We start from the raw sequence: 19,976 nt of genomic DNA on the forward strand, positions 1-19,976 counted from the left end.
AACTAGGAAAACATCTCTTTTGCCACGAGATCCGTAAACTCTGTGGTGGACAGCCTGCCTCCAATGTCTTTGGTCTTTTTGCCCTGCTTTAGCAGGCTGACTATGGCCTCCTCTATGCGGGCGCCCTGCTCTGCCGCTTTTTTGTCCTTGTGCCTGTCGGCGAGCCATTCAAGCATCATCTTGGCGGAAAGCAGGATCGACGACGGATTTGCGGCGTTTCTGCCGGCTATGTCAAACGCCGCGCCGTGAACCGGCTCAAAGAGCGCAAAGCCTTCGCCAATGTTTGCCGCCGGGCCCATGCCAAGGCCGCCTACAACCTGCGCGGCCTCGTCAGACAAAATGTCGCCAAAGAGGTTTGTGGTGACTATTACGTCGAATTGTTCCGGGTTGCGGATGAGGTTCATCGATGCCGCATCGACATAGAGCTCGCCGTATTGTATCTTGGGGTACTTTTTGGCGACTTCTCTGCACACCGACGCAAAGAGCCCGTCGCCCTTGCGCATCACGTTTGCCTTGTGCACCGCCACTACTTTTCGCTTGTTGTCGCGCATCATTGCCGTCTTGAACGCGTACTCGGCAATCCTCCTTGACGCCTTTTCCGACGTGATCCTTAGCGCAACTACAGTGCCCGGGTCGGCGTTGAACTCCCATCCAAGGTAGACGTCCTCCGTGTTCTCCCTCACCATGACCATGTCTACTTTTGGAGAAAGAGCCGGGATGTTCGGGTACGACTTGGCCGGTCTGACGTTCGCATAAAGGTCAAACATGCGCCTCAGAACGATGATGACGTCAGCCGCGCTTTCGCCCACCGGCCCTTTCAGGCACGCCTGCGAGTTCTTGATGGTGTCGACCGAAAACTCTGGAAGGGCCTTTCCGTGTTTGGCAAGGGCCGCGTCGCCTGCCTCGACCTCGTTTATTTTGAATTTTGTCGAAGTATTGTCGCTTATTGTTTCGAGGATCTTTTTAGCGGCCGCTGTCTGCTCGGGTCCTATTCCGTCCCCTCTGATGAGCGAAATGACGTACCTTGCCAACTATCTATCTTCCTGAGTAAGTGGATGCTTATATTAGCTCTTGGAATAGAGCACCTTTTTCAGGAGCACCTTGTTGATTGCGTCCATCAACGCCTCTACCGATGCGACGACGATGTCCTCGTTGGCCTTTCTTGCAGAGACGATGTTGCCGTTCTTGTCTTCCACCTTGACTGACACTTCTGCAAGAGCGTCCGAGCCTCCGGAAATGGAATCGAGCCTGTACTCGCGTATCTTGATGCTTGCCACGTCTGAGGCTATCTTTTGGATTGCCTTGAGGGCCGCGTCCACCGGGCCGACGCCTGTGTCAGAGGCGAGGAGGTCCTTGCCTTCAGCGTTGAGCCTGACGACTGCTGTCGGGATGATGTTCATGCCTGTGAGGATGTGAAAGTCATAGAGCTTGAAGCGCTCCTCAAACTGCGAGTTGTGCATCACCTCTCCTGCTATCGTGAGCAATTCTGACGTCGTTATTGCCTTGCCCTTGTCTGCAATGTCCTTTTGCTTCTCTACAATTGCGTGCAACTGCTCCTCAGTCGGGTTTATGCCAAACTCTTCAAGCATTGCCCTTATGCCGTGCGCGCCGGCGTGCTTGCCTGCCTGTAGCCAGCGCTTTCTTCCCACAAGTTCGGGGCTTATGGGCTCGTAGGTGAGCGGGTTGTTGAGGACGCCGTGGGTGTGGATGCCAGACTCGTGGCCAAAGGCGTTTTCGCCGATGATTGCCTTGTTTGGCTGGACAATGATTCCCATCGTGTTAGAGACGAACTTGGAAGTCTCGTAGAGCAACTGCGTGTTGATGTTGTGCTTTTTTTGATAGAGGCACTGGAGCGCCATCACGAATTCTTCAAGCGACGCGTTGCCTGCACGCTCGCCAAGGCCGTTTATCGTGACGTGCGCGCACACCGCGCCTGCGTTGATGCCTGCTATCGAGTTTGCCACTGCAAGCCCAAAGTCGTCATGGCAGTGCATACTTATTGGCAACCTCGTCGCCTCCTTGACTTCCCTGACAAGCTCGGTGATGTCTTGAGGCTTTGCATAACCTACGGTGTCGGGTATGTCGACCCTGTCGGCCCCTGCCTGCGCCACCGCGCTGAACACCTTTATCAAAAACGCCCTGTCGGACCTCGTGGCGTCCTCTGCTGAAAACTCTACCCTGAGGCCGTGCTTTTTGGCGTACTCGACTGCGTGCACCGCCCTTTCAAGCACTTGATCGCGAGTCATCTTGAGCTTGTACTGCATGTGGATGTCAGAAGTCGCAATAAACGTATGCACGTACTTCAAGTCGCACTTTATGGCGGCGTCAATGTCGGCGTCAACTGCGCGCGCAAGGCCGCAGACTTCTGCCTTTAGCCCAGAGTTTGCTATCGTCTTGACGGCGTACATCTCGCCTGTCGACACCACTGGAAATCCCGCCTCGATTGCGTCTACTCCTAGCTCATCAAGTTTTTGTGCAATGTGCACCTTTTGCTCCGGAGTCACCGTCACGCCCGGCGACTGTTCTCCGTCACGGAGGGTGGTGTCAAAAATCCTTACCTTTTCTTCGCCGCTCAAAGTTCAACTCCTCTTGGCAACGCCGATACGCCTGTCCTTGCCAACTGTGTTATGCCATATTGATCAACCAGATTCTTAAAGGCATCTATCTTGTCGGGTGTGCCCGTTATCTCGACGGTTATAGTCTCCTTGCCGATGTCAAGTATGTTGCCCCGAAAGATGTTGGCATAGTTCATTATCTCGCTTCTTGTCGTTGGATCGACTGCCTTCATCTTTATCAGCGCAAGCTCGCGGTACACAGTCTTGTCTGTGTCAAGCACCTTGACTTCGACTACGTCTATCAGCTTTCTCAACTGCTTTACAAGCTGGTCAAGCGTCTTTTCGTCGCTGCTGGTTGTTATCGTCATCCGTGAAAGGTCCTGCTGCTCTGTCGTGCCTACGGTTATCGATTCGATGTTAAAGTTGCGCGCCCTGAAAAGGTTCGTCACACGAAAGAGCACGCCGGGTTTGTTCTCAACTATAGCCGACACGATGTAGAGCTCGTTATTGCTGTTCTCCATCTCTCTTCTCTCTAGCCTCCTGTTATCATGTCCTTGAGGCTTGACCCTGGCGCCACGAACGGGTACACATCCTCGTCTGGGTCAATCGGAATGTCAATCACAGTTGCAACGTCGCTCTTTATCGCAGTCTTTATCGCCTTTTCAAGCTCTGCCATCGACTGGGCGCGAATCCCCTGCGCGCCGTACGCCTCGGCCACCTTGACATAGTCAGGGCACTGGTGCTGGTGCACGCCGCTGTACCTGCGGTTGTAGAAAGTGCGCTGCCACTGCGCCACCATGCCGAGCATGTAGTTGTTCATGAGGAAGACTATGACGGGCAACTTTTCAATCACCGACACCGCAAGCGAGTTTTCAGTCATGTTAAACGAGCCGTCGCCGGCAATGTCTACCACCGGCACTTCGGGCCTTGCCGCCTTGGCCCCTATCGATGCTGGAAATCCAAAGCCCATTGTGCCAAGCCCGGTCGAGCTAAAGAACGTGCCGGGGGCTATCACGTCAAAGTGGAGCGAGGCCCACATCTGGCACTGGCCCACCTCCGTGGTCACAATCGACTGCGCCGGCAAGAGCTCGCGCAATTTCTTGAGTGACTTTTTGGCCGTTATCTCGCGGGGGTAGTCCTTGAGGCTCTCTGCAAAATACTGTACAAGCTCCTGCTTGCGCCGAAGCCACGGGTTCTCCGGGTCCTTCTTTGTCACCTTTTTCGCAAGCAGCTTGACCAGCGTGCGCAATGACGATTTTACATCTCCCACTATTGCAACGTCTACTGACTTGTTCTTGCCTATCTCTGCAGGGTCGATGTCCATGTGGATGATGCTCATGCCCTTGCCAAACTCGTCAAAGCGGCCCACCGACCTGTCGGAGAACCTGGAGCCGACCGCGATTATGCAGTCGGCCTCGATGATTATCTTGTTGGCCTCTGCATGGCCGTGCATGCCTATCGGACCCATTGCAAGCGGGTGGTTCTCGGGGAACGCACCCTTGCCCTTGAACGTAGTCACTACGGGTATCATGAGAAGTTCTGCAAGCGCCTGGAGCTCGGCAAACGCGCCTGACAATATGACGCCCCCGCCGGCCAAGATGATTGGGCGCTCGGCCTTCAAGATGAGCTCCACCGCTTTTCCAATATCTGAAAGGTCGGCATCTATCACGGGGTTGTAGCCCCTCACCTTGATGAGGTCAGGAAACCTCATGTCTGCGCTCTGCTGTTGCACGTCTTTTGGAATGTCGATAAGCACGGGGCCGGGCCTTCCGCTCTCAGCAATGTAGAATGACTTTTTCACGACTTCTGGAATCTCGCCGGGCGTCCTTGGCTGGAACGAGTATTTCGTGCAGGGGTTTGCAATGCCGATGATGTCGGTTTCCTGAAAGGCGTCCTTGCCTATCATTGGCAAAGAAACCTGCCCTGTCACTGCGACCATTGGTATGGAATCTGCATGGGCGGTGGCAAGGCCGGTGATAATGTTGGTGGCACCCGGGCCAGAGGTGGCAAAGCACACGCCGGATTTCCTCTTTATCCTGGCATAGCCGTCGGCCATGTGCGCGGCAGACTGCTCGTGCCTCACAAGTATGTGGCGGAGGTTAGCGCCAACGAGCGCGTCGTATATCGGGAGGTTTGCTCCGCCGGGAAGTCCAAAGACTACATCTACGCCCTCCTTCTCAAGGGCATGGATCAACGCTTTTGCGCCGGTCATTTCAACCATTTTTTACATTGTCACCATGATTCTTCAAGACAAACGCCCGCTGGTCAGCAGAGATTTGTCTAGGCAAGTAGCAACAGGACCAGAATCTTAACCTTGTGCCTAGAACTTTCGCTGCCTGTGTGGGGCATCCAGAACAGATTGCAGTGATATAATTTATAAAGTTTTGTGCTATACCTGTCAGCGAACATTATATTGTCCGTGACGGATTCTACTAAAATCAGGGACCTGATTTACAAATATTTCCAGATAGCCAAGAGCAAGGAGATCGAGCATATACCCGCCTTTTTTGCAGAACGATTCACAAAGTTTGGCGACTCGCCACCGTACGACCTGCGCGACGCTGACAGGGCGCTCATGCTGGAGCAGCTACAGTTTGCAAGCATCTCTGACTATGATTTCAAGATAAACGACCTAAAGATCGAAATAGTGGCGGGCGAAGTCGCAATCGCGACGTTTGCGTTAGAGAGCACCGGCATCATTGTCGACGACTATAGTTTCCGCGGGACTGCAATCAACAACAAGTCCCGCGTCACAATCATGTTTCAAAAGGACAAAAAGAAAGAAGAGTGGAAGATGCTCCACCAGCACTTTTCCAGAATGCCTAGCTAGTCAATCAAAGTCGGCAGATCTGCTTATTGCCTTGACTATTTTCTGCGGCTCTTTTGCCTTGGACTTTTCGCGCTCGCGCAGGAACACGTCATAAGCCTCCTTGACGTCTGCCTTGCCGTGCACGATTGCCTTGACTGCCTTTACCATGGCAACGGGGTAATCAGACTGCCAGATGTTTCTGCCCATGTCGACTCCTGACGCGCCATGGGTGACCGAGTCGTGAGCAAGCTTTAGCGCGTCCATCTCAGGCAGCTTTTTGCCTCCTGCCACCACTAGCGGGACGGGGCACGCCTCGACGACTTTCTCAAAGTTGTCGCAATAGTACGTTTTTACAACATGCGCGCCTAGCTCTGCCGCGACCCTGCACGCAAGGCCCAGGTAGCGGGCGTCGCGGCCCATCTCTTTTCCCACCGCGGTGACCGCAAGGACAGGGATGCCGTACTTTTCTCCCTCGTCGACGAGCTTGCCAAGGCTTGCCAGTGTCTGGTGCTCGTACTTGCTTCCGACAAATATTGAAAGCGCAAGACACGACACGTTAAGCTTGATTGCTTCCTCGATGGAAGTCGTTATCGTCTCCTTTGACAGGTCCTCGCCGATGATGCTCGTCCCGCCAGAGACGCGAAGCACTATTGGTATGTCTCGCTCTGCAGGAACACAGTTGCGCAAAATCCCCCGGGTAAGCATGAGAGAATCAGCGTACGGGAGAAGTGGGGCTATGGTCTCGGCAGCATTTTCCAGGCGCTCCGTGGGGCCAAGGAAGTAGCCGTGGTCGACTGCAAGCATGAGGCAGCGGCCGTCTTGAGGGCGAATTATCTTTGAAAGGCGGTTTTTCATTCCCCAGTCCATTTGTTATCGGCGGGAAATGGCTGTTTTTATTATTTATATATTGTTCCCCGTGGTCACGATGACCTTCATCGCGTCCTTGGCTTCGTGCGCGCACTTTATCGCCTCAGACGCGTCGCTGATGTCAAAGCGGTGCGTAATGAGCGACGCGATTTCGATGCGCTTTTCTGCTATCAGTTTTATCGCCTGGTTTGTCTCGACTTCTGACGCTGCATAGCTTGGTATAAGCGAGTGCTCGTTAGAGTACAGTTTGCTCATGTCGTACGACACTGCCGAGCCCTTGGAAGGCACGCCAAACAGCATTATCTTGCCCGCCCGCCTCGTCATGTCAAACGACTGCAACAGCGCCTTGGTGCTTCCTGTCGCCACGACTGCAATGTCGACCCCGCGTCCCCCTGTCTGCTCTTTGATCTTCTGGGCAAAGTCGGGAGTTGAAATGGAATTGAATGTCTCTACTCCGTACTTTTTCCTGGCAAAGTCAAGCCTGAAATCATTGATGTCAGATACAAACACCCTGCCTGCGCCAAACGCCTTTGCAAGGATGACATGCATCAGCCCTGCAGGGCCGGCGCCAAGCACCGCAATGTCGTCGCCGCGCTGGAAATTGCACTTGTTCCATGCCCTGATGCAGCATGCCAATGGCTCGACAAGCGACGCCTCGTCAAACGTCATGCCTGCGGGCAGTTTTATCAGGCCGCCCCTTGACACGTTCCACTCGGGCACAATGAACTGCTCTGCAAGGCCGCAGGGTGCAATGTTGCTTTTCTGGTACTCGGGGCACATCGTATAATCGCCGTGCAGGCAGTAATGACAAGAGTAGCATGGCACGTGGTGGTGTATGAACACGCGGTCGCCGGGCGCAAAGCCCTTGGCGTTCTTGCCGACTGCGACTACCTCGCCGGCCGGCTCATGACCCAGCCTGCCAGACGACATGCCGTACTCCCCGTAAACCTTCTCCAAGTCAGAGCCGCAGAGGCCGCAGGCGCGCATGCGCACAAGTACGTCGCCCTCGCTTGCCATCTCTGGAGCCTTTATCTCGTCGACTGAAACAGCGCTGTGGCCCTTGACAAAAACCGCCTTCATGCCTTTTGGGGATATGCTTGCGGTCTATAAATAGCGTTTGAATGAATCGGCGCGTCTTTTTTTGCGTGTAAAATCATGTACAACGTTTCTTATGGCAAGCAAGAACAATCTTTTATCGAGAAAGAAAAAAAGTTAGGAGAGAGGATCGATCTCTCTTATTGTAAAGTCCGAGTACGCCATAGTTCCGTATTCGTGCCTTGCGTAGACGGTAAGCATGGGCTCTTTTGATTCACTGCTGCTGTTTATGAAAGAGTGTATGAGTGGCAGCGCAGGGTTTACGCCTGACCTGCACGCGCCGTGGCCATTGCCAAAGTTCTTGCCGCTGTCAACAAACTCTGTCACCTTTTGCCAGTTGCCTCCGTTTGCTCCTCCCGTTGTGTCGCGGTACAGCTCCAGCTTCACCTTGGTGTTGTCGTCCATGTTGCGAAGGACGTACTTGAAGCCCACCCAGGTGTTCTTTGGAAGGTCGCCAGAAGGCCTTTCGCCTGCTGCGCCAGCATAGCCGTTGTCCAGGTGGTGTGCAGTCTCTTTTTCAAAAGACCATTCGCCGTTGATGTTTACGAGGCCGCCGTAACCACGGTCATCGCATAGGTTTGACTCTTCGTTGCCGTTTGTGCCATGGTTTGTACGGGCAAACACCTGGAGGCCAGAGTAGTCAACGGTCCTTGTTTCACTGATCCTCTTGATGTACATCGTTATTTCCAGGTTCTCTGACCATTCCCTTTCCTTGGCAGGGTCATGCACGTACATCCGTACAAAGTCTCCAGATGCTGTCAGCGTGCCCTTGCCGTCGATGGCGTACCTTCCTTCCCCGTGTGCTGCATCGAACCACTTGTCGTCAGGGTCTATCGCGTTTCCAATAGTTCTGGCGTGCCCGTTGTCCCAGCTTGAAGACCATTCCATTCCGCCGGCTGCGGTTGGATTGATCTTTGTAATGCCAAACCTGTCCTTGGTCGGTGTGGGGCCTGGGCCTGGTGGTGTTGTCGGTGGCGACGGCGTATCCGCCGGCTTTTGGGAAACCTTTACTGAAATGGTAAATACCTGCTGGTTTCCTGCATTGTCAGTTGCGCGTGCAGCTATTTCGTGGTTTCCAACTGCCAGTGTACGAGAATTAGTCCACGTTGACCAGTCACCCGGGGAGGCAGGCGACGCAGGCTGGTACGCATTATTGTCGGTTCTGACTTCGACCAGCTTTACCCCGCTGGTAGAATCAGATGCCTTGCCCATGATGTTGACCGTTGCAGTGGTGGCGGTGGAAGACGACGTGACTATCTCGCTCCTGTCTGCCGGCTGGTCTATGGTTACAAAGGGCCTGATCGTGTCCTGCGTACCGCCTGAAACATATCCGTACACCTTGATTTCCGTGATGGATGCCCAGTTGTTTTCTGTGTTGCCATTCACCGTAATCCTGACGAACCTTGCGCTGACGTCTGCAAAGTTGTATCTCTGAAGGCTGGCTGTCGTGCCCGAGCTTTTGGCAGAATAGTCTTGGATGTAGGTCCTGCCGTCAGGAGAATGCGATATTACAAATGTGTTCTGCCTCGTGTCTCCCTTGTACCAGGCAATGTCTACATAGCAGACGTTTACAATCCCTCCCAGGTCCATTGATATCCAGGAGCCTTTGCCAAGGTTTGACCATCTTGTACCAAGCTTGCCGTCAATGGTGTTTTTTGGCACGTTCCCGTCATTTCCTGATGCAGACACTTTTGTCACCTGCAACGCCACGCAGGCCGGGGCTGCGCTTGCGTAAGGAATCGCCCCTGCGGCTGCCGGCAGAGAGAGCACCAGCATCGCGCCTACACTTAAAAAAACAAGTCGCTTGCTGATGCCTCCTCTGTCCGGCATTTTCATTAGGTGGTTCACCGTTGCTGAGATTCGCATGGTGGTGTGACGGCTGACAGTAGATTATTCATTAATAACATTAGGTAAGCAACTTCTATGAGTTTCTTATAAGGAATATTAGTAATGACAATATTCGTTTTAAGTAATACGTTAAATTTCACAATTTTGCTAAACCTGCATAACTGCATTGCTGTTTTCATGCTGTTATTGGTTTTGCTTGTCCACTCGGCACACGGAGTGAACTATGCCAAGTGATGGTCTTTGTTATCGATGTCTATGGCCGTTACAAAGCACTCTTGCCGCCTCAAAAAATGCGAAACTAAAGTAGTAGCAGGATCAGGAAGAACTGGGATGCAACTGATGATGCACCGCCCGAATTTTACCTTTCTGAACTGGAATTGTCTTCGAGTGCTGACTCTGGCAACGACAGTTGCCGCATAAGAAAATAAAAGGTTGCTGAATGCAATGAGTCTATATCATTGCAATTGACCTCGTTTGAGATTTTTTATCGTGTTGACGTGGCGTGCATCTTTACCCTGTGATCTTCAAGCTCTGCCTCTGTCTTGAACTTGTCGCCGCAGACTGTGCACTTGAACTTTTTTCCAAATGACGGGAACTTCATCTTAGCTAAGAATATTGTTCTTATGATATTTACGAGGTTCGATTGGGGAAGAGGTATGTGCATGTTTGTACGGTTATGCAGAGTATGTACAGCTTGAACCTGGAGAATCAAACGTACCCGTCTTGACTTTTTGTGATGAGGTAGAGCATTGCCTTTAAGAGCTCTCTTGCTTGCTCATCGCTTAGGAATTTCAAAAACTCTGGATCCACTCCAAGCTCGATCAGCTTACGGCGGTCATACTCTTTGTCTTCCTTTTTTGTCAGGACCTTTGTTGAGGTGCCTTCTTTCATTTTATTGGCAGTATTGTCTCATCGCTCTCTTAATATATATCTAAAGGATTCGATGAATTAAATAATCATCAAGGTATTTACTGTATGCCCAAAAAAGCACGAAATGAGCAATATGTTGCATTTTTGCCTGATCTCGCAAACAAGCAATTGACAGGGGGTCGCCTTTTTCATGGCCTGAAAAACTTTCGTGCACGACTTGTAGGATGTTGAATAGTAACTGTTAAATAGAAAAAAACCAAAGTTGCCTCTGTTCACAAAACATGCTCCTTCCCTCAGAGATCGAAGCAAAGTCGCTCATTCCTGCAGTGAGGGCGATCCTTGCCAAGAAACTGATAAAAGAGTATTCACTCAAGGAGGAAGACGTCGCCAGGGTGCTTGGCATCACGCAGGCTGCGGTGAGCAACTATGTCAGGGGAACAAGGGGCGACATCGAACTCATCTCAAAACTGGAAGGCATCCGCGAGGTGATGCGCATGATCGACGACATTGCACGCGAACTTTCTACCAACAAGGCGTACACCCCTAGCACCCTTGCAAAGTTCGTCGGCCTGACAAACTACATGCGCTATTCGCTCCTCATATGCGACGTGCACCACAGCATCGAGTCGAACATTGACGAGACCGTTTGCGAGCAGTGCAGGGGCACACTCATTCGCGAGCAATAGCAATCGCTTCTGACAAAAATTAATATACAGTCCCTAGTGATTTTTGATTCAATCATGGAACGGATCAACGGCGAAACAATCGCAGGTGCCGCCCTGGCGCTTCTTGGAGCGCTTTTCATGTTTGCCGCGCAGATGAACACGACGTGGGCTGCTGCAGTACCTGCAGCTCTTGTCCTCATTGCTGTCGGCATCGCACTCGTCGTGCTTGGCAGGTACACCACGAAGAAATCAAACCGCTCTCATCCTCACACAGAGGAACATTCGCACCACTAAAAACCAGCAGTCAACCGGCAACGCTTAAAATGATGTCGACCTGTTGGTTTATTATCCCATATGCCTCCTGCCCAAGACGAAGACCTTGTGAGCGCCTACGCCAACACTGAAAAGACGTTTTTTGAGCTTGCAAGCGAGCAGCGCCTTTCGATTCTCTTCAGGCTGAACGAGAAAAAGGCCAAGATATCGCAGCTTGCCAAGGACCTTAACATAACCATGCAGGAAGCCCACAGAAACGTCAACCGCCTTCAGGATGCCGGCCTGATAGAGAAAGACCCTGAGGGCATATTCTCGCTCACGACCTTTGGCAACACGATAATCAAGCAGATCCCGACGTTTAACTACCTGTCAAAGCACAAGGAGTATTTCTCCGAGCACATCCTCGGCGAGCTCCCGTTCAAGTTCATCATGCGGCTTGGCGCGCTGGACCAGTGCGAGTTTATCAAGGGCGTGGTCGCAATACTTGAGCGCTGGAAAGACATCTACCGAGAGTCTGATGAATACATCTATGAAATAGTGCCGCAGGTGCCTATCGACCTTATCGAGCCGGCGCTCAGCAGGGTCAAGGAAAAAGGAGTGAAGTACAGTTACGTGCTTCCAAAGAACGTCATCATTCCAAAGGGGAGAAAAGACCTTTTGAAAAAACTGGGTCACAGCGAGCTTTTGACCAAGGGCGCAATAGAGCGCAGGATGGTCGACAGGGTGCAGGTTGCGGTTATCCTGAACGAAAAGCAGGCCGCCGTGATGTTTCCCACACAAAAAGGGGAGACTGACATGAACATGATATTTTTCAGCACCGACCCGCTTTTTCACGAGTGGTGCCTAGACTATTTCAGGTATAGATGGTACGGCTCGGACATATTCGATGAAAGCCACCTGAAAGAGATCTAGGCGCCAGCAACCCAATGACCCTTATTAATTTTTCTTTACGACGCGGAACCCAAGGTGCGTCACACGTGGGGACTCTATTACCCTGGTTCTTTCCAGCTCAATGTGTCCTGTGTCGATATTGTCGAACATCCTCCTACCGCCGCCGAGCAGTACGGGCACTAAGTGAACCTGTATTTCGTCAAGCAGCCCTGCTTTTAAGTACTGCTGGATGATGTTTGCGCCACCTAATACCAGGACATTTTTGTCGCCGGCGGCTTCTTGCGCTTGCCGCAGAGCGCTTTCAATGCCGTCGGTGACAAAGGCAAATGTCGTGCCCCCTTGTTTGACCAGCTTTTCTTGCGCATTGTGCGTGACTACGAACACCGGCATGTGAAAAGGAGGGTTGTCGCCCCAATACCTTTCCCCAAGGTCAAACATTCGTCTGCCCATAACAAATGCTCCTGAAGTGTTGAATGATTCTTCAAGAATCTCGGCGTCGCGGCTCGTCTTGCCGCCGGCAAGACCGTGGAGTTTGCGCCAGCTCGCCAGATCGTATAACCATTCGTGGAGCCGTTCGCCGCCATCGCCCAGGGGCCGCTCGACATCGTCATTTGGCCCGGCAATAAATCCGTCCATCGACATTGACATGCCCGCAGCAACTTTTCCCACTATTTTTCATCTCTAGTCATTTTTTCATTTTATTATTGTTGTACGCAACTGCAGCACGAATGAGATCCTTCAAGGCAGACTCGTTAATGCCATCGCCTTCGTGAAAATCGATTGCCCTTGTCGCCTTTGCTTCAAAGCCTGCATTGAACAATTTGTGCGGATCTTCCAAGGAGGCGCCCTTGAAAAAGTTAATCTTGATGTGATCCTTGAAAGCTCCTGCTGCACAAACAAGCCCGTTATCGTGAGTCCAGACTGCAGTATTCCACTTCCATTCTTCTTTAAGGCTTGGATCCGCTTCATGGACAAGCTTGCGCAGCTTTGCCAACATTTCACCGCGCCAATCGGCCATGTCTGCAATTTGTTTATCAATCAGTTTTGATGGATTATTCTTGTTCATAGTTGCCCTATGCCAGATAATATAAAAGGCATTCCGCCCCAAGGGGTGGCTTGTCAATCAGAAAAAGGATCGCCGGCGATGTTTGCCAGGCAAGGGCAAAACAAGACGGAAATATGCGACGCAATATCCAGAAAGCATCATAATCGAGCTAGGATTTTTTTTGTTGCATGACAACCATCGGAAAAAAGCCATTTTGACACTGCGTTAATTATTATCTTGTACTATATGCTGTGCACCAGCCGCATGTTTTTAGTCATTAACAACTAGCGTGCCGCGCACGACTAGATTCCGGTCGCCCCCTTGTGCACGTCTGCACGATGGGTTTGAAGACTGTCGGCGTCATCAAATTTTTCTGCACACATGTCGCAGCTATATTGGGTGTCGTGCGGCAGGCCCTCCTTTGAAGGCGTAATGGCAATATTTTCTTCCAAAGGCTTTGTCGCTTCATAATGGATTACCTGCTTTTTGAATGGAATCTTTAGCTCTGATTCTGCCTTGCCGCTTACAAGCTCTGAATTAGGCTCGCCTTTTAAAATTTCATAGCCGTGCTTGAGCTGCTCTCTGCTCAAGGCAAGCTTGACAACGGCCGACTTTTCTGTTGTCTGGACATCCAATATGGCATCAAGTGGGATCCGGTACTCTTCGTCAACTGTGAGCCCTTTCTTGAAAGTCGTAAAATATTCCGTGTCTACCCTAGTTACCCTGCCTGCACTCTTTTTGTCTGACGTGTAGACTTTGGCGTTCCCAAGCTCCATATTCCATTGACGCGTACATGCCTATAATGACTTTACAGAATCGCTTTTTTCTTGCCACAATTGGTTTGTTTTTGTAAATAATCCTGAAAAGGTGCTTTCAAAAACGCTTGAGGCGATTTGTTGTCGTTAATAATATTTTGTCCGCTGCTACCTCGCCGTTTGCCGCCTTTGACCGGATGTTATATGCTAGAGATCATAAAAAGTACTTGTGGCACAGGAAAGGTCCAAAAATATCGTCGAGAAATTCGATCTGATTGTGGTAGGAAGCGGCGCAGGGCTGGACGTGGCTAACGCCGCTGCGCAGTCTAGGCTCAAAGTTGCCCTAGTTGAAAAAAGCAAGATGGGTGGAACTTGCTTGAACAGGGGCTGCATACCGTCCAAGCTTCTGATACACAGCGCAGATGTTGCCCAGACTATTCGCACCGCGGAGCAATTTGGTATAAGGGTGGAAAAATTTTCAGTAGACTTTGAGAAAATAATCAGGCGAACAAACGGCATAATCGACTCTGAATCTGACGGGATACGAAGTGCACTTTCTGAAATAGATAATCCGCGGCTATTCCCGGTGGAGTGCCGGTTTGTTGGGAAAAAAGAGATCTTGGTAGGACAAGACCATATCATCACTGCTGAAAGAATCCTCTTGGCATCCGGTACGAGACCTATGATTCCCAAAATAGCGGGGCTGGAAAAAGGCGTGTACATCACAAGCGACGAGGCGCTTCGCCTGGAAAAGCAGCCGCGCGTTCTTACTATTATAGGCGGTGGATACATTGCGGCTGAACTGGCGCACTTTTTTGGCTCGCTTGGCACAAAGATAAACATAATCCAGAAAAGTGACATGTTGTTGACCCGAGAGGACGAGGAGGTGTCGCACAAGTTCACCGAGATACTTTCAAAAAAGTACAATGTGTATCTTGGTTTTGATACACAGCTCATAACTAGAAGAAATGATAAGATCATAGTCTCGGCAAAAAGAAGCAAGACAGGGGAAGACATAGAGATTGAATCTGACCAGCTTTTGCTGGCTACAGGCAGGGTTCCGAATTCAGACACGCTCGCACTGGATCTTGCGGGAGTTGGAACCGACAGCAGAGGCTACATAATAGTCGACGAATTCCTTGAAACGAACGTAAAGGGCATTTTTGCCCTTGGTGACGCAGTAGGCAAGTACCAATTTAGGCACAGCGCAAACCTGGAAGCGCAGTATGCGTTTAACAACATTATTTCCCATCCTGACAAAAAGATTCCTGTCAATTATACTGCGATGCCGCATGCGATTTTTAGCTCACCCCAAGTCGCAGCCGCTGGCTACACCGAGCAGGAACTGCGAGAAAAAGGGGCAAAATATTCAAAGTCGGTTTATCCGTACGCGCAGACTGCAATGGGCGAAGCTATTGAGGACAACGATGGTTTTGTTAAGTTCCTTGTAGACAAAAATGACGGGAAAATTCTTGGATGCCACATTCTTGGCACAGACGCGTCGATCCTCATACATGAGGTACTTGTTTCAATGAGGGCAGGCAGCGGAACCATAGGGGACATACAAAGGACCGTCCACATCCACCCAGCTTTGTCAGAAGTCGTCTCTAGAGCCGCCGATGCCATCGGATAATGTATAGCTTTTCACAATCAGCCCTAGCCGGGCGGCAAAAAGATTATTGTGTGTGATGGGCCAGCATAACGTAACCAATTGATTGATGATGATTATTACCGTTATTTCATCCAGTCGATAGGTATGTCCTGGTACATGCCGTTTGGCAGGATGCGGCGTATCGATATTGGGAGCGCCTTTTTCTCGACTTCAAGCATCGCAAGCGCAATGGATGTGTTTGCACCGTCTGGCTTTATCAGAGGCGGCGCACCCAGTGACAGCTGCAGCGCGCGGGCTCCAGTTATCCTTGCGCGCTCAAACCTTGTGAGCCACGGCAGACCAATGAGGATCTTGTTTCCTTGCGCCGGGACTTCTTTCAGCTCGTACTCTTGCTCTGAATAAGTCACCACCTCGTCGGCTGGGCGGTTCGACTTCTTGGTCTCCTCTACTTCCTCTTCCGCGCCCTTTTTACCCTTGGTCTTGGACACGGCAGACTTGCGTGCGGCAGGTTTTTTTGTAAAGCGCTTGATTACCAAGAATGTATGGAAAAGTTGGTTGCTATCTAATTAAATGTTGCGAATTTTTCAAGATGCTTTTTTGCGGTTTTCCAGAAACATTTTCATTACATCGACGCTTTTTCAGTCGATGTGCAGGCTACTGGTGGTTCAGTGTCAAGGGTCCGGCTGGTGGCAGAAGTTGCGGGCAAGGGCTCTGCAGAATGCGAGCTGGTGCGACACCTTGCGCCGCTGACCACGAGCGCGCTGCTGAAGGGTCTGCCTGTGCAGGACAGAGTGCACAGGCTTGAGGACAAGTTCGTCTACATCGAAACCGGCCTTGTCATTGGCGCGGAAAAGGCAAAGACGCAGTTTAAGCGTGGCGACCTTGCGTTTCTGCCGTCAAACGGCGCCATCTGCTTTATCATAAAGGACTGCACGACGCAGGCAATGAACGCAATAGGCAAAATAGTGAACAATATGGAAATTGTCGAAGACGTGCAGACAGGCGACGTTATAGCCGTAAAAAAGTTATAGCTGCTACTTGACCTTCGCGTAGACCCTGTGGCCGCTGTACCCGCCGACCTTCTTGACTACTCCCTTGGCTTCAAGCGTCTTGACAAGCGAATTTGCCACCGAGATCTTGACTCCTGCAGCCTTGGCAACCGACTGGACAGTGATCGCCTTCATGCCCTGGATGGCCTTCATGCCCTGGTTCTCGTCAATGGTTACCGCAAGCCTTTGCTTTTGCTGCGGCTTTTTCTTCTCTTCCTTTGCTGCCGGCTTTATCTCGCCTGCAGGCCCAACTGCCGTTCCCTTGTCCTGCTTTGCCGCCGGCTTGTTCTTGTTTCCGCCCATATCGTAATCTCTCTGGCTTGTTATCGATTTCCCCTTTAATATATTCATATTCAAAGAAACCTTAAAACGGGAACCGTCCAAGCTCTAGCCGTGGATTTCCAGCCTCTGGTAGAGACGTTTGGCAAGATGGAGGAGACGTCCAGCAGGCTGGCCCTTACCGATCACTTGGTTGCACTGTTGAAAGAGACGCCGGCGGACCTGATAGACAAGGTGACGTACCTCATACAGGGCAAATTATATCCAGACTATGAAGGCATAGAGATGGGCCTTGCAGAGCGCATGGCGCTCCGGGCAATAGCAAGCTCGTCAAGCAGGAGCATGTCCGAAGTTGAAGCGATTTACCGTAAGAAAGGCGACATTGGAGACGCCGCACGCGAGGCGATGGAGTCAAAGGGCCAGTCGACGCTGTTTTCAGAGCAGATGACGGTAGAGCGCGTCTATTGCACTTTTGATAAGATTGCCAAGACGACTGGCCCCGGGTCGCAGGAAACGAAACTGCGCCTTGTCGCAAGCCTGCTCAACGACTCTACGCCGGACGAGGGGCGCTACATCATGAAGTTTGTCATGGGAGCGCTCAGGCTTGGCATAGCAGATTACACTGTGCTTGACGCGCTTGCCATTGCGTTTACCGGCGACAAGGCAAACAGAAAAGTTCTGGAGAACGCCTACAACGTTTCAAGCGACCTTGGCACGGTTGCAAAGCTGCTTGCGACAAAAGGTCTTGCCGCAGTCAAGGCGGTGCAGATAACCCTGTTCAAGCCCATCAGGCCGATGCTTGCCGAGCGCGTTTCCACCGCTGAAGAGGCGATGGAGCGCATGGACAGCCGCGCGGCAATAGAATACAAGCTGGACGGCGAGCGGGTCCAGATCCACAAAGGCAGAGACCGCGTCGAGCTTTTTTCACGCAGGCTGGAAAAGATAACCGACCACTACCCAGACGTCAGCAAGGCGGCAATGTCGCTTGCCTGCAAGGAGGCAATAATGGAGGGAGAGGTCGTGGCGGTAAACCTGCAGACGGGGGAATACCTGCCGTTTCAGCAGCTGATGCACCGAAGGCGCAAGCACGGAATCGAAGAGGCTATGGAAAACTACCCTGTGGTCATCAACCTTTTTGACATCCTCTACCTTGATGGCAAGAGCAGGACTGAACTGCCGTACGAAGAACGCCGCAAGCTCTTGGAAAAGACAGTCAAAGGCGCCAAGGACAACGGGATAATGCTGAAAATAGTGCCGCAGGTCGTTGCTACAGAGCCGGCAGAAATAGACCGGTTTATGGCCTCTGCGATAGAGAACGGCTGCGAAGGCGTCATGGTAAAGATGCCGTCAAGCACGTACCGCGCAGGAGCCCGCGAGTACCTGTGGGTGAAACTAAAGCGCGAATACAGAACAGAACTTGCAGACACGCTTGACCTTGTCATCGTAGGCGCGCTGCACGGTCGGGGAAGGCGCGTGGGCAAGTACGGCGCCCTGCTTTTGGCGGCGTACGACCCAAAGGAGGATATTTTCCGTAGCGTGACAAAGGTGGGGACCGGATTTACTGACATACACCTTGACCAGTTTTACCGCGAGCTGGAAAAGCACGTGATACACCAAAAGCACGCCCGAGTGGACACGGGCATGAGCATGGAAGTTTGGTTTGAGCCTGTGATTGTTATTGAAGTCATTGCGTCGGAAATTACCCTGAGCCCGTCGCACATGGCGGCGATGGATGCCATAAAGGAAGGCTATGGCCTCGCACTGCGGTTCCCCAAGTTCACAGGGAAAATCCGCGACGACAAAGAGCCCGAGGGCGCAACCACCACTGACGAGATTGTGACCATGTACCGGCGCCAGCTAAAGATCCACTCGGAAGCTGCCAAGTCAAAAGAGCAAGAGAAAAAGAAAAAGGAAAGTGAAGAAGGAGAAGAATGAATAGCGGCAGGTTAAATACGGCCGCAGTCTGACAGTAGTCCTGTAGTAATAATAGTATGAAGGTCTCGGAGCTGTGCACAATGATCCAGGATTCCATAAGGTCCGGGCGCTACCCGCTTGCGACAGAGACAGAGAAAAAATTTGCTGGCGCAATACAGGTCATGCTGAAATCCGGCACTGACGACCTGAAGGCAAAGGACATTGCAGTCGAGGTCAGGGTGCACGATTTGTACGTCGTCAACAATTACGTGCCAAACATCCAGCACCTGCCCGGAGTCATTGAAGCCGAAATTGTAGACTCGTACAGGATGATCTGCCGCAAGATAGACCGACTGGACAGCGGCGTGCAGCTGAAAAAGCTCTAGGATAGCAAAAGGTTCGTAGTCTTTGGAGAAAGAGTTCCGCATTCTGCTTGAGAAACTTTTAGACTAATTTTGAAGGCTCTCTAACTTTGTCTTGCGATCTATCATGGTGGATGCAGTTTCATAGGCCGCTGATTATATCCAGCGAAGGACTGCTTCAACAGTGTCACTGGGATTGGTATTGAAACATATTTTTGCAGATGGTGGTGCTTTTTGATGAATAATATTGATTATTTTCTCGAACATGTGGGTATGCTGCGGCAACGCCCTGATGCCCGCACCAATCAATATGCAATCAAATGTTTGTCGTGAAAGCGTGTTTGAGACAACGCTTTCAGCAGTCTCTCCAAGATCAACGAGACAGCCTTGCACTTCGTATCCTAGTTCCTTTAATCTCTTGTCTGCGTCTTGTCCTGCCGCCTGCACCTTTTTGGCATCCCATCCGGTTGTCGATTTACTGAAATCAACCAACTTGGGGTCAATGCCTATCAAGAGAACTTTTTTCCTTGTCATGCATTCATCTATGCCTTTTACTCTTTAACTTTTTGCGTTCTAGAGATTGGGTTGTGAAAGCCATGTTCAAAATTGGATTTGCAAACAAGCCATGTAGCTTGTCTAAGAATGAGGGGCTTGCACTAACTGGGGCATATATGACTGCTGCTGTAAAATGTGCTTCTCCGCATAATGAACCAAATCCATTTGAAATATCAAACTGTTCACAACATCTTTTGGCAGAAGTACAGGTGCTGGAACAGACTATACAAGTTATTTTGACACTTGGAAAGGTTGCTTTTGACGCATATTGCAAACTATTTAGAATTGAAAGATTAGCATTTACTCATGGTGCCTGCTATCGCGTAGATGATCAAAAGACTTTATTGGCTTCATATCATCCAAGTAGCGAAATACTAGTACAGGGAAGCTAACATGGCAAATGTGGGTTGATGTCTTTAAAAGAACAAGGTCACTAATAGCAAATAAATAGTTAATTTAAAATGGCTTATTGGGAATTACGTCACTGATACAATAGACAACATAAGACAAAGCGAGTGCTTATACCATGCTC

At 51.0% G+C, this 19,976-nt stretch carries 23 protein-coding genes; 9 read left to right on the plus strand and 14 right to left on the minus strand.

All coding sequences use genetic code 11. The annotated features are described in order from the left end of the window. Positions 1-2: 2 nt before the first annotated feature. Genes NTE_RS09725 through ilvB form a run of 4 tightly spaced genes read right to left on the minus strand, consistent with a single transcriptional unit; the run spans position 3 to position 4,776 of the window. Positions 3-1,031 carry an isocitrate/isopropylmalate dehydrogenase family protein gene (locus NTE_RS09725; protein ID WP_148700842.1) on the minus strand — a complete coding sequence of 343 codons (1,029 nt, stop codon included), beginning with the start codon at positions 1,029-1,031 and terminating at the stop codon, positions 3-5. Between the two features lie 33 nt (positions 1,032-1,064). Continuing rightward, positions 1,065-2,576, minus strand: coding sequence for a 2-isopropylmalate synthase (locus NTE_RS09730; protein WP_148700843.1), 1,512 nt, complete (start codon positions 2,574-2,576; stop codon positions 1,065-1,067). Continuing rightward, positions 2,573-3,076, minus strand: coding sequence for an acetolactate synthase small subunit (ilvN, locus tag NTE_RS09735; protein WP_148700844.1), 504 nt, complete (start codon positions 3,074-3,076; stop codon positions 2,573-2,575). The genes NTE_RS09730 and ilvN overlap by 4 nt, the downstream gene beginning before the upstream one ends. Positions 3,077-3,087: 11 nt before the next feature. After that, positions 3,088-4,776, minus strand: coding sequence for a biosynthetic-type acetolactate synthase large subunit (gene ilvB / locus NTE_RS09740; RefSeq protein ID WP_148700845.1), 1,689 nt, complete (start codon positions 4,774-4,776; stop codon positions 3,088-3,090). Positions 4,777-4,974: 198 nt separating this feature from the next. Between ilvB and NTE_RS09745 the strand changes: the two genes are divergently transcribed. Next, entirely contained in the window at positions 4,975-5,385 is a 411-nt protein-coding gene (locus tag NTE_RS09745; RefSeq protein ID WP_226987268.1) for a YybH family protein, read from the plus strand. Here the strand turns inward: NTE_RS09745 and lsrF are convergent, their stop codons facing one another. The 4 genes from lsrF to NTE_RS09765 form a co-directional block, all read right to left on the minus strand. After that, positions 5,386-6,231, minus strand: a complete 846-nt coding sequence (lsrF, locus tag NTE_RS09750) for a 3-hydroxy-5-phosphonooxypentane-2,4-dione thiolase (protein WP_148700847.1) — start codon at positions 6,229-6,231, stop codon at positions 5,386-5,388. Between the two features lie 33 nt (positions 6,232-6,264). Continuing rightward, positions 6,265-7,311 (minus strand): zinc-dependent dehydrogenase, encoded by a 1,047-nt coding sequence (locus tag NTE_RS09755; RefSeq protein WP_148700848.1) that lies wholly within the window; start codon positions 7,309-7,311, stop codon positions 6,265-6,267. 132 nt (positions 7,312-7,443) lie between these two features. Further along, positions 7,444-9,156 (minus strand): discoidin domain-containing protein, encoded by a 1,713-nt coding sequence (locus tag NTE_RS09760; RefSeq protein ID WP_158385396.1) that lies wholly within the window; start codon positions 9,154-9,156, stop codon positions 7,444-7,446. A 726-nt stretch (positions 9,157-9,882) separates the two neighbouring features. Further along, positions 9,883-10,065 carry a hypothetical protein gene (locus tag NTE_RS09765; protein WP_148700850.1) on the minus strand — a complete coding sequence of 61 codons (183 nt, stop codon included), beginning with the start codon at positions 10,063-10,065 and terminating at the stop codon, positions 9,883-9,885. 260 nt (positions 10,066-10,325) lie between these two features. Here NTE_RS09765 and NTE_RS09770 point away from each other — a divergent pair, with 260 nt between their 5' ends. Genes NTE_RS09770 through NTE_RS09780 form a run of 3 tightly spaced genes read left to right on the plus strand, consistent with a single transcriptional unit; the run spans position 10,326 to position 11,894 of the window. Beyond that, positions 10,326-10,730: a transcriptional regulator gene (locus NTE_RS09770; protein WP_148700851.1), complete on the plus strand. Its 405-nt coding sequence runs from the start codon at positions 10,326-10,328 to the stop codon at positions 10,728-10,730. Positions 10,731-10,784: 54 nt separating this feature from the next. Continuing rightward, on the plus strand, positions 10,785-11,003 hold the full coding sequence (locus NTE_RS09775; protein WP_148700852.1) for a hypothetical protein: 219 nt from the start codon (positions 10,785-10,787) through the stop codon (positions 11,001-11,003). Between the two features lie 60 nt (positions 11,004-11,063). Continuing rightward, positions 11,064-11,894, plus strand: a complete 831-nt coding sequence (locus tag NTE_RS09780) for a helix-turn-helix transcriptional regulator (protein ID WP_148700853.1) — start codon at positions 11,064-11,066, stop codon at positions 11,892-11,894. A gap of 24 nt (positions 11,895-11,918) precedes the next feature. On the opposite strand, the gene NTE_RS09785 is transcribed toward NTE_RS09780, so the two are convergent. The 3 genes from NTE_RS09785 to NTE_RS09795 form a co-directional block, all read right to left on the minus strand. Beyond that, complete coding sequence (locus tag NTE_RS09785) at positions 11,919-12,542, minus strand: dihydrofolate reductase family protein (protein WP_148700854.1); 624 nt, start codon at positions 12,540-12,542, stop codon at positions 11,919-11,921. A gap of 16 nt (positions 12,543-12,558) precedes the next feature. After that, on the minus strand, positions 12,559-12,996 hold the full coding sequence (locus tag NTE_RS09790) for a DUF1801 domain-containing protein (RefSeq protein WP_226986941.1): 438 nt from the start codon (positions 12,994-12,996) through the stop codon (positions 12,559-12,561). Positions 12,997-13,220: 224 nt separating this feature from the next. Continuing rightward, positions 13,221-13,694, minus strand: a complete 474-nt coding sequence (locus NTE_RS09795) for a hypothetical protein (protein ID WP_148700855.1) — start codon at positions 13,692-13,694, stop codon at positions 13,221-13,223. A 208-nt stretch (positions 13,695-13,902) separates the two neighbouring features. Here NTE_RS09795 and NTE_RS09800 point away from each other — a divergent pair, with 208 nt between their 5' ends. Beyond that, positions 13,903-15,306, plus strand: a complete 1,404-nt coding sequence (locus tag NTE_RS09800; RefSeq protein ID WP_226986942.1) for a dihydrolipoyl dehydrogenase family protein — start codon at positions 13,903-13,905, stop codon at positions 15,304-15,306. Positions 15,307-15,407: 101 nt separating this feature from the next. Here NTE_RS09800 and NTE_RS17145 read toward each other — a convergent pair whose 3' ends face one another. After that, a complete protein-coding gene (locus tag NTE_RS17145; RefSeq protein WP_148700856.1) occupies positions 15,408-15,821 on the minus strand; it encodes a DNA-directed RNA polymerase subunit K in 414 nt (137 codons plus the stop codon). Positions 15,822-15,953: 132 nt separating this feature from the next. Here NTE_RS17145 and NTE_RS09810 point away from each other — a divergent pair, with 132 nt between their 5' ends. Beyond that, positions 15,954-16,316 carry a cyclophilin-like fold protein gene (locus tag NTE_RS09810; RefSeq protein WP_158385399.1) on the plus strand — a complete coding sequence of 121 codons (363 nt, stop codon included), beginning with the start codon at positions 15,954-15,956 and terminating at the stop codon, positions 16,314-16,316. A 3-nt stretch (positions 16,317-16,319) separates the two neighbouring features. Here the strand turns inward: NTE_RS09810 and NTE_RS09815 are convergent, their stop codons facing one another. After that, positions 16,320-16,637 (minus strand): MarR family transcriptional regulator, encoded by a 318-nt coding sequence (locus NTE_RS09815; protein ID WP_158385402.1) that lies wholly within the window; start codon positions 16,635-16,637, stop codon positions 16,320-16,322. A 90-nt stretch (positions 16,638-16,727) separates the two neighbouring features. Between NTE_RS09815 and NTE_RS09820 the strand changes: the two genes are divergently transcribed. Further along, positions 16,728-18,548: an ATP-dependent DNA ligase gene (locus tag NTE_RS09820; protein WP_148700859.1), complete on the plus strand. Its 1,821-nt coding sequence runs from the start codon at positions 16,728-16,730 to the stop codon at positions 18,546-18,548. 80 nt (positions 18,549-18,628) lie between these two features. Beyond that, positions 18,629-18,913, plus strand: a complete 285-nt coding sequence (locus tag NTE_RS09825; RefSeq protein WP_148700860.1) for a hypothetical protein — start codon at positions 18,629-18,631, stop codon at positions 18,911-18,913. Positions 18,914-19,045: 132 nt separating this feature from the next. Here NTE_RS09825 and NTE_RS09830 read toward each other — a convergent pair whose 3' ends face one another. Then, on the minus strand, positions 19,046-19,402 hold the full coding sequence (locus NTE_RS09830) for a hypothetical protein (RefSeq protein WP_148700861.1): 357 nt from the start codon (positions 19,400-19,402) through the stop codon (positions 19,046-19,048). An 83-nt stretch (positions 19,403-19,485) separates the two neighbouring features. On the opposite strand from NTE_RS09830, the gene NTE_RS09835 reads away from it, so the two are divergent. Further along, a complete protein-coding gene (locus NTE_RS09835; protein ID WP_226987269.1) occupies positions 19,486-19,836 on the plus strand; it encodes a uracil-DNA glycosylase family protein in 351 nt (116 codons plus the stop codon). Positions 19,837-19,976 lie beyond the last annotated feature (140 nt).

It is taken from the genome of Candidatus Nitrososphaera evergladensis SR1, from assembly GCF_000730285.1.
GTDB classification, from domain to species: Archaea; Thermoproteota; Nitrososphaeria; order Nitrososphaerales; family Nitrososphaeraceae; genus Nitrososphaera; species Nitrososphaera evergladensis.

Bases quoted from the DNA above. Each gene is read 5' to 3' on its own strand.
- ilvN (WP_148700844.1), bottom strand. From the start codon at position 3,076: ATGGAGAACAGCAATAACGAGCTCTACATCGTGTCGGCTATAGTTGAG.
- ilvB (WP_148700845.1), bottom strand. From the start codon at position 4,776: ATGGTTGAAATGACCGGCGCAAAAGCGTTGATCCATGCCCTTGAGAAG.
- lsrF (WP_148700847.1), bottom strand. From the start codon at position 6,231: ATGGACTGGGGAATGAAAAACCGCCTTTCAAAGATAATTCGCCCTCAA.
- NTE_RS09755 (WP_148700848.1), bottom strand. From the start codon at position 7,311: ATGAAGGCGGTTTTTGTCAAGGGCCACAGCGCTGTTTCAGTCGACGAG.
- NTE_RS09760 (WP_158385396.1), bottom strand. From the start codon at position 9,156: ATGCCGGACAGAGGAGGCATCAGCAAGCGACTTGTTTTTTTAAGTGTA.
- NTE_RS09765 (WP_148700850.1), bottom strand. From the start codon at position 10,065: ATGAAAGAAGGCACCTCAACAAAGGTCCTGACAAAAAAGGAAGACAAA.
- NTE_RS09770 (WP_148700851.1), top strand. From the start codon at position 10,326: ATGCTCCTTCCCTCAGAGATCGAAGCAAAGTCGCTCATTCCTGCAGTG.
- NTE_RS09775 (WP_148700852.1), top strand. From the start codon at position 10,785: ATGGAACGGATCAACGGCGAAACAATCGCAGGTGCCGCCCTGGCGCTT.
- NTE_RS09780 (WP_148700853.1), top strand. From the start codon at position 11,064: ATGCCTCCTGCCCAAGACGAAGACCTTGTGAGCGCCTACGCCAACACT.
- NTE_RS09795 (WP_148700855.1), bottom strand. From the start codon at position 13,694: ATGGAGCTTGGGAACGCCAAAGTCTACACGTCAGACAAAAAGAGTGCA.
- NTE_RS09815 (WP_158385402.1), bottom strand. From the start codon at position 16,637: ATGGGCGGAAACAAGAACAAGCCGGCGGCAAAGCAGGACAAGGGAACG.
- NTE_RS09825 (WP_148700860.1), top strand. From the start codon at position 18,629: ATGATCCAGGATTCCATAAGGTCCGGGCGCTACCCGCTTGCGACAGAG.
- NTE_RS09835 (WP_226987269.1), top strand. From the start codon at position 19,486: ATGTTCAAAATTGGATTTGCAAACAAGCCATGTAGCTTGTCTAAGAAT.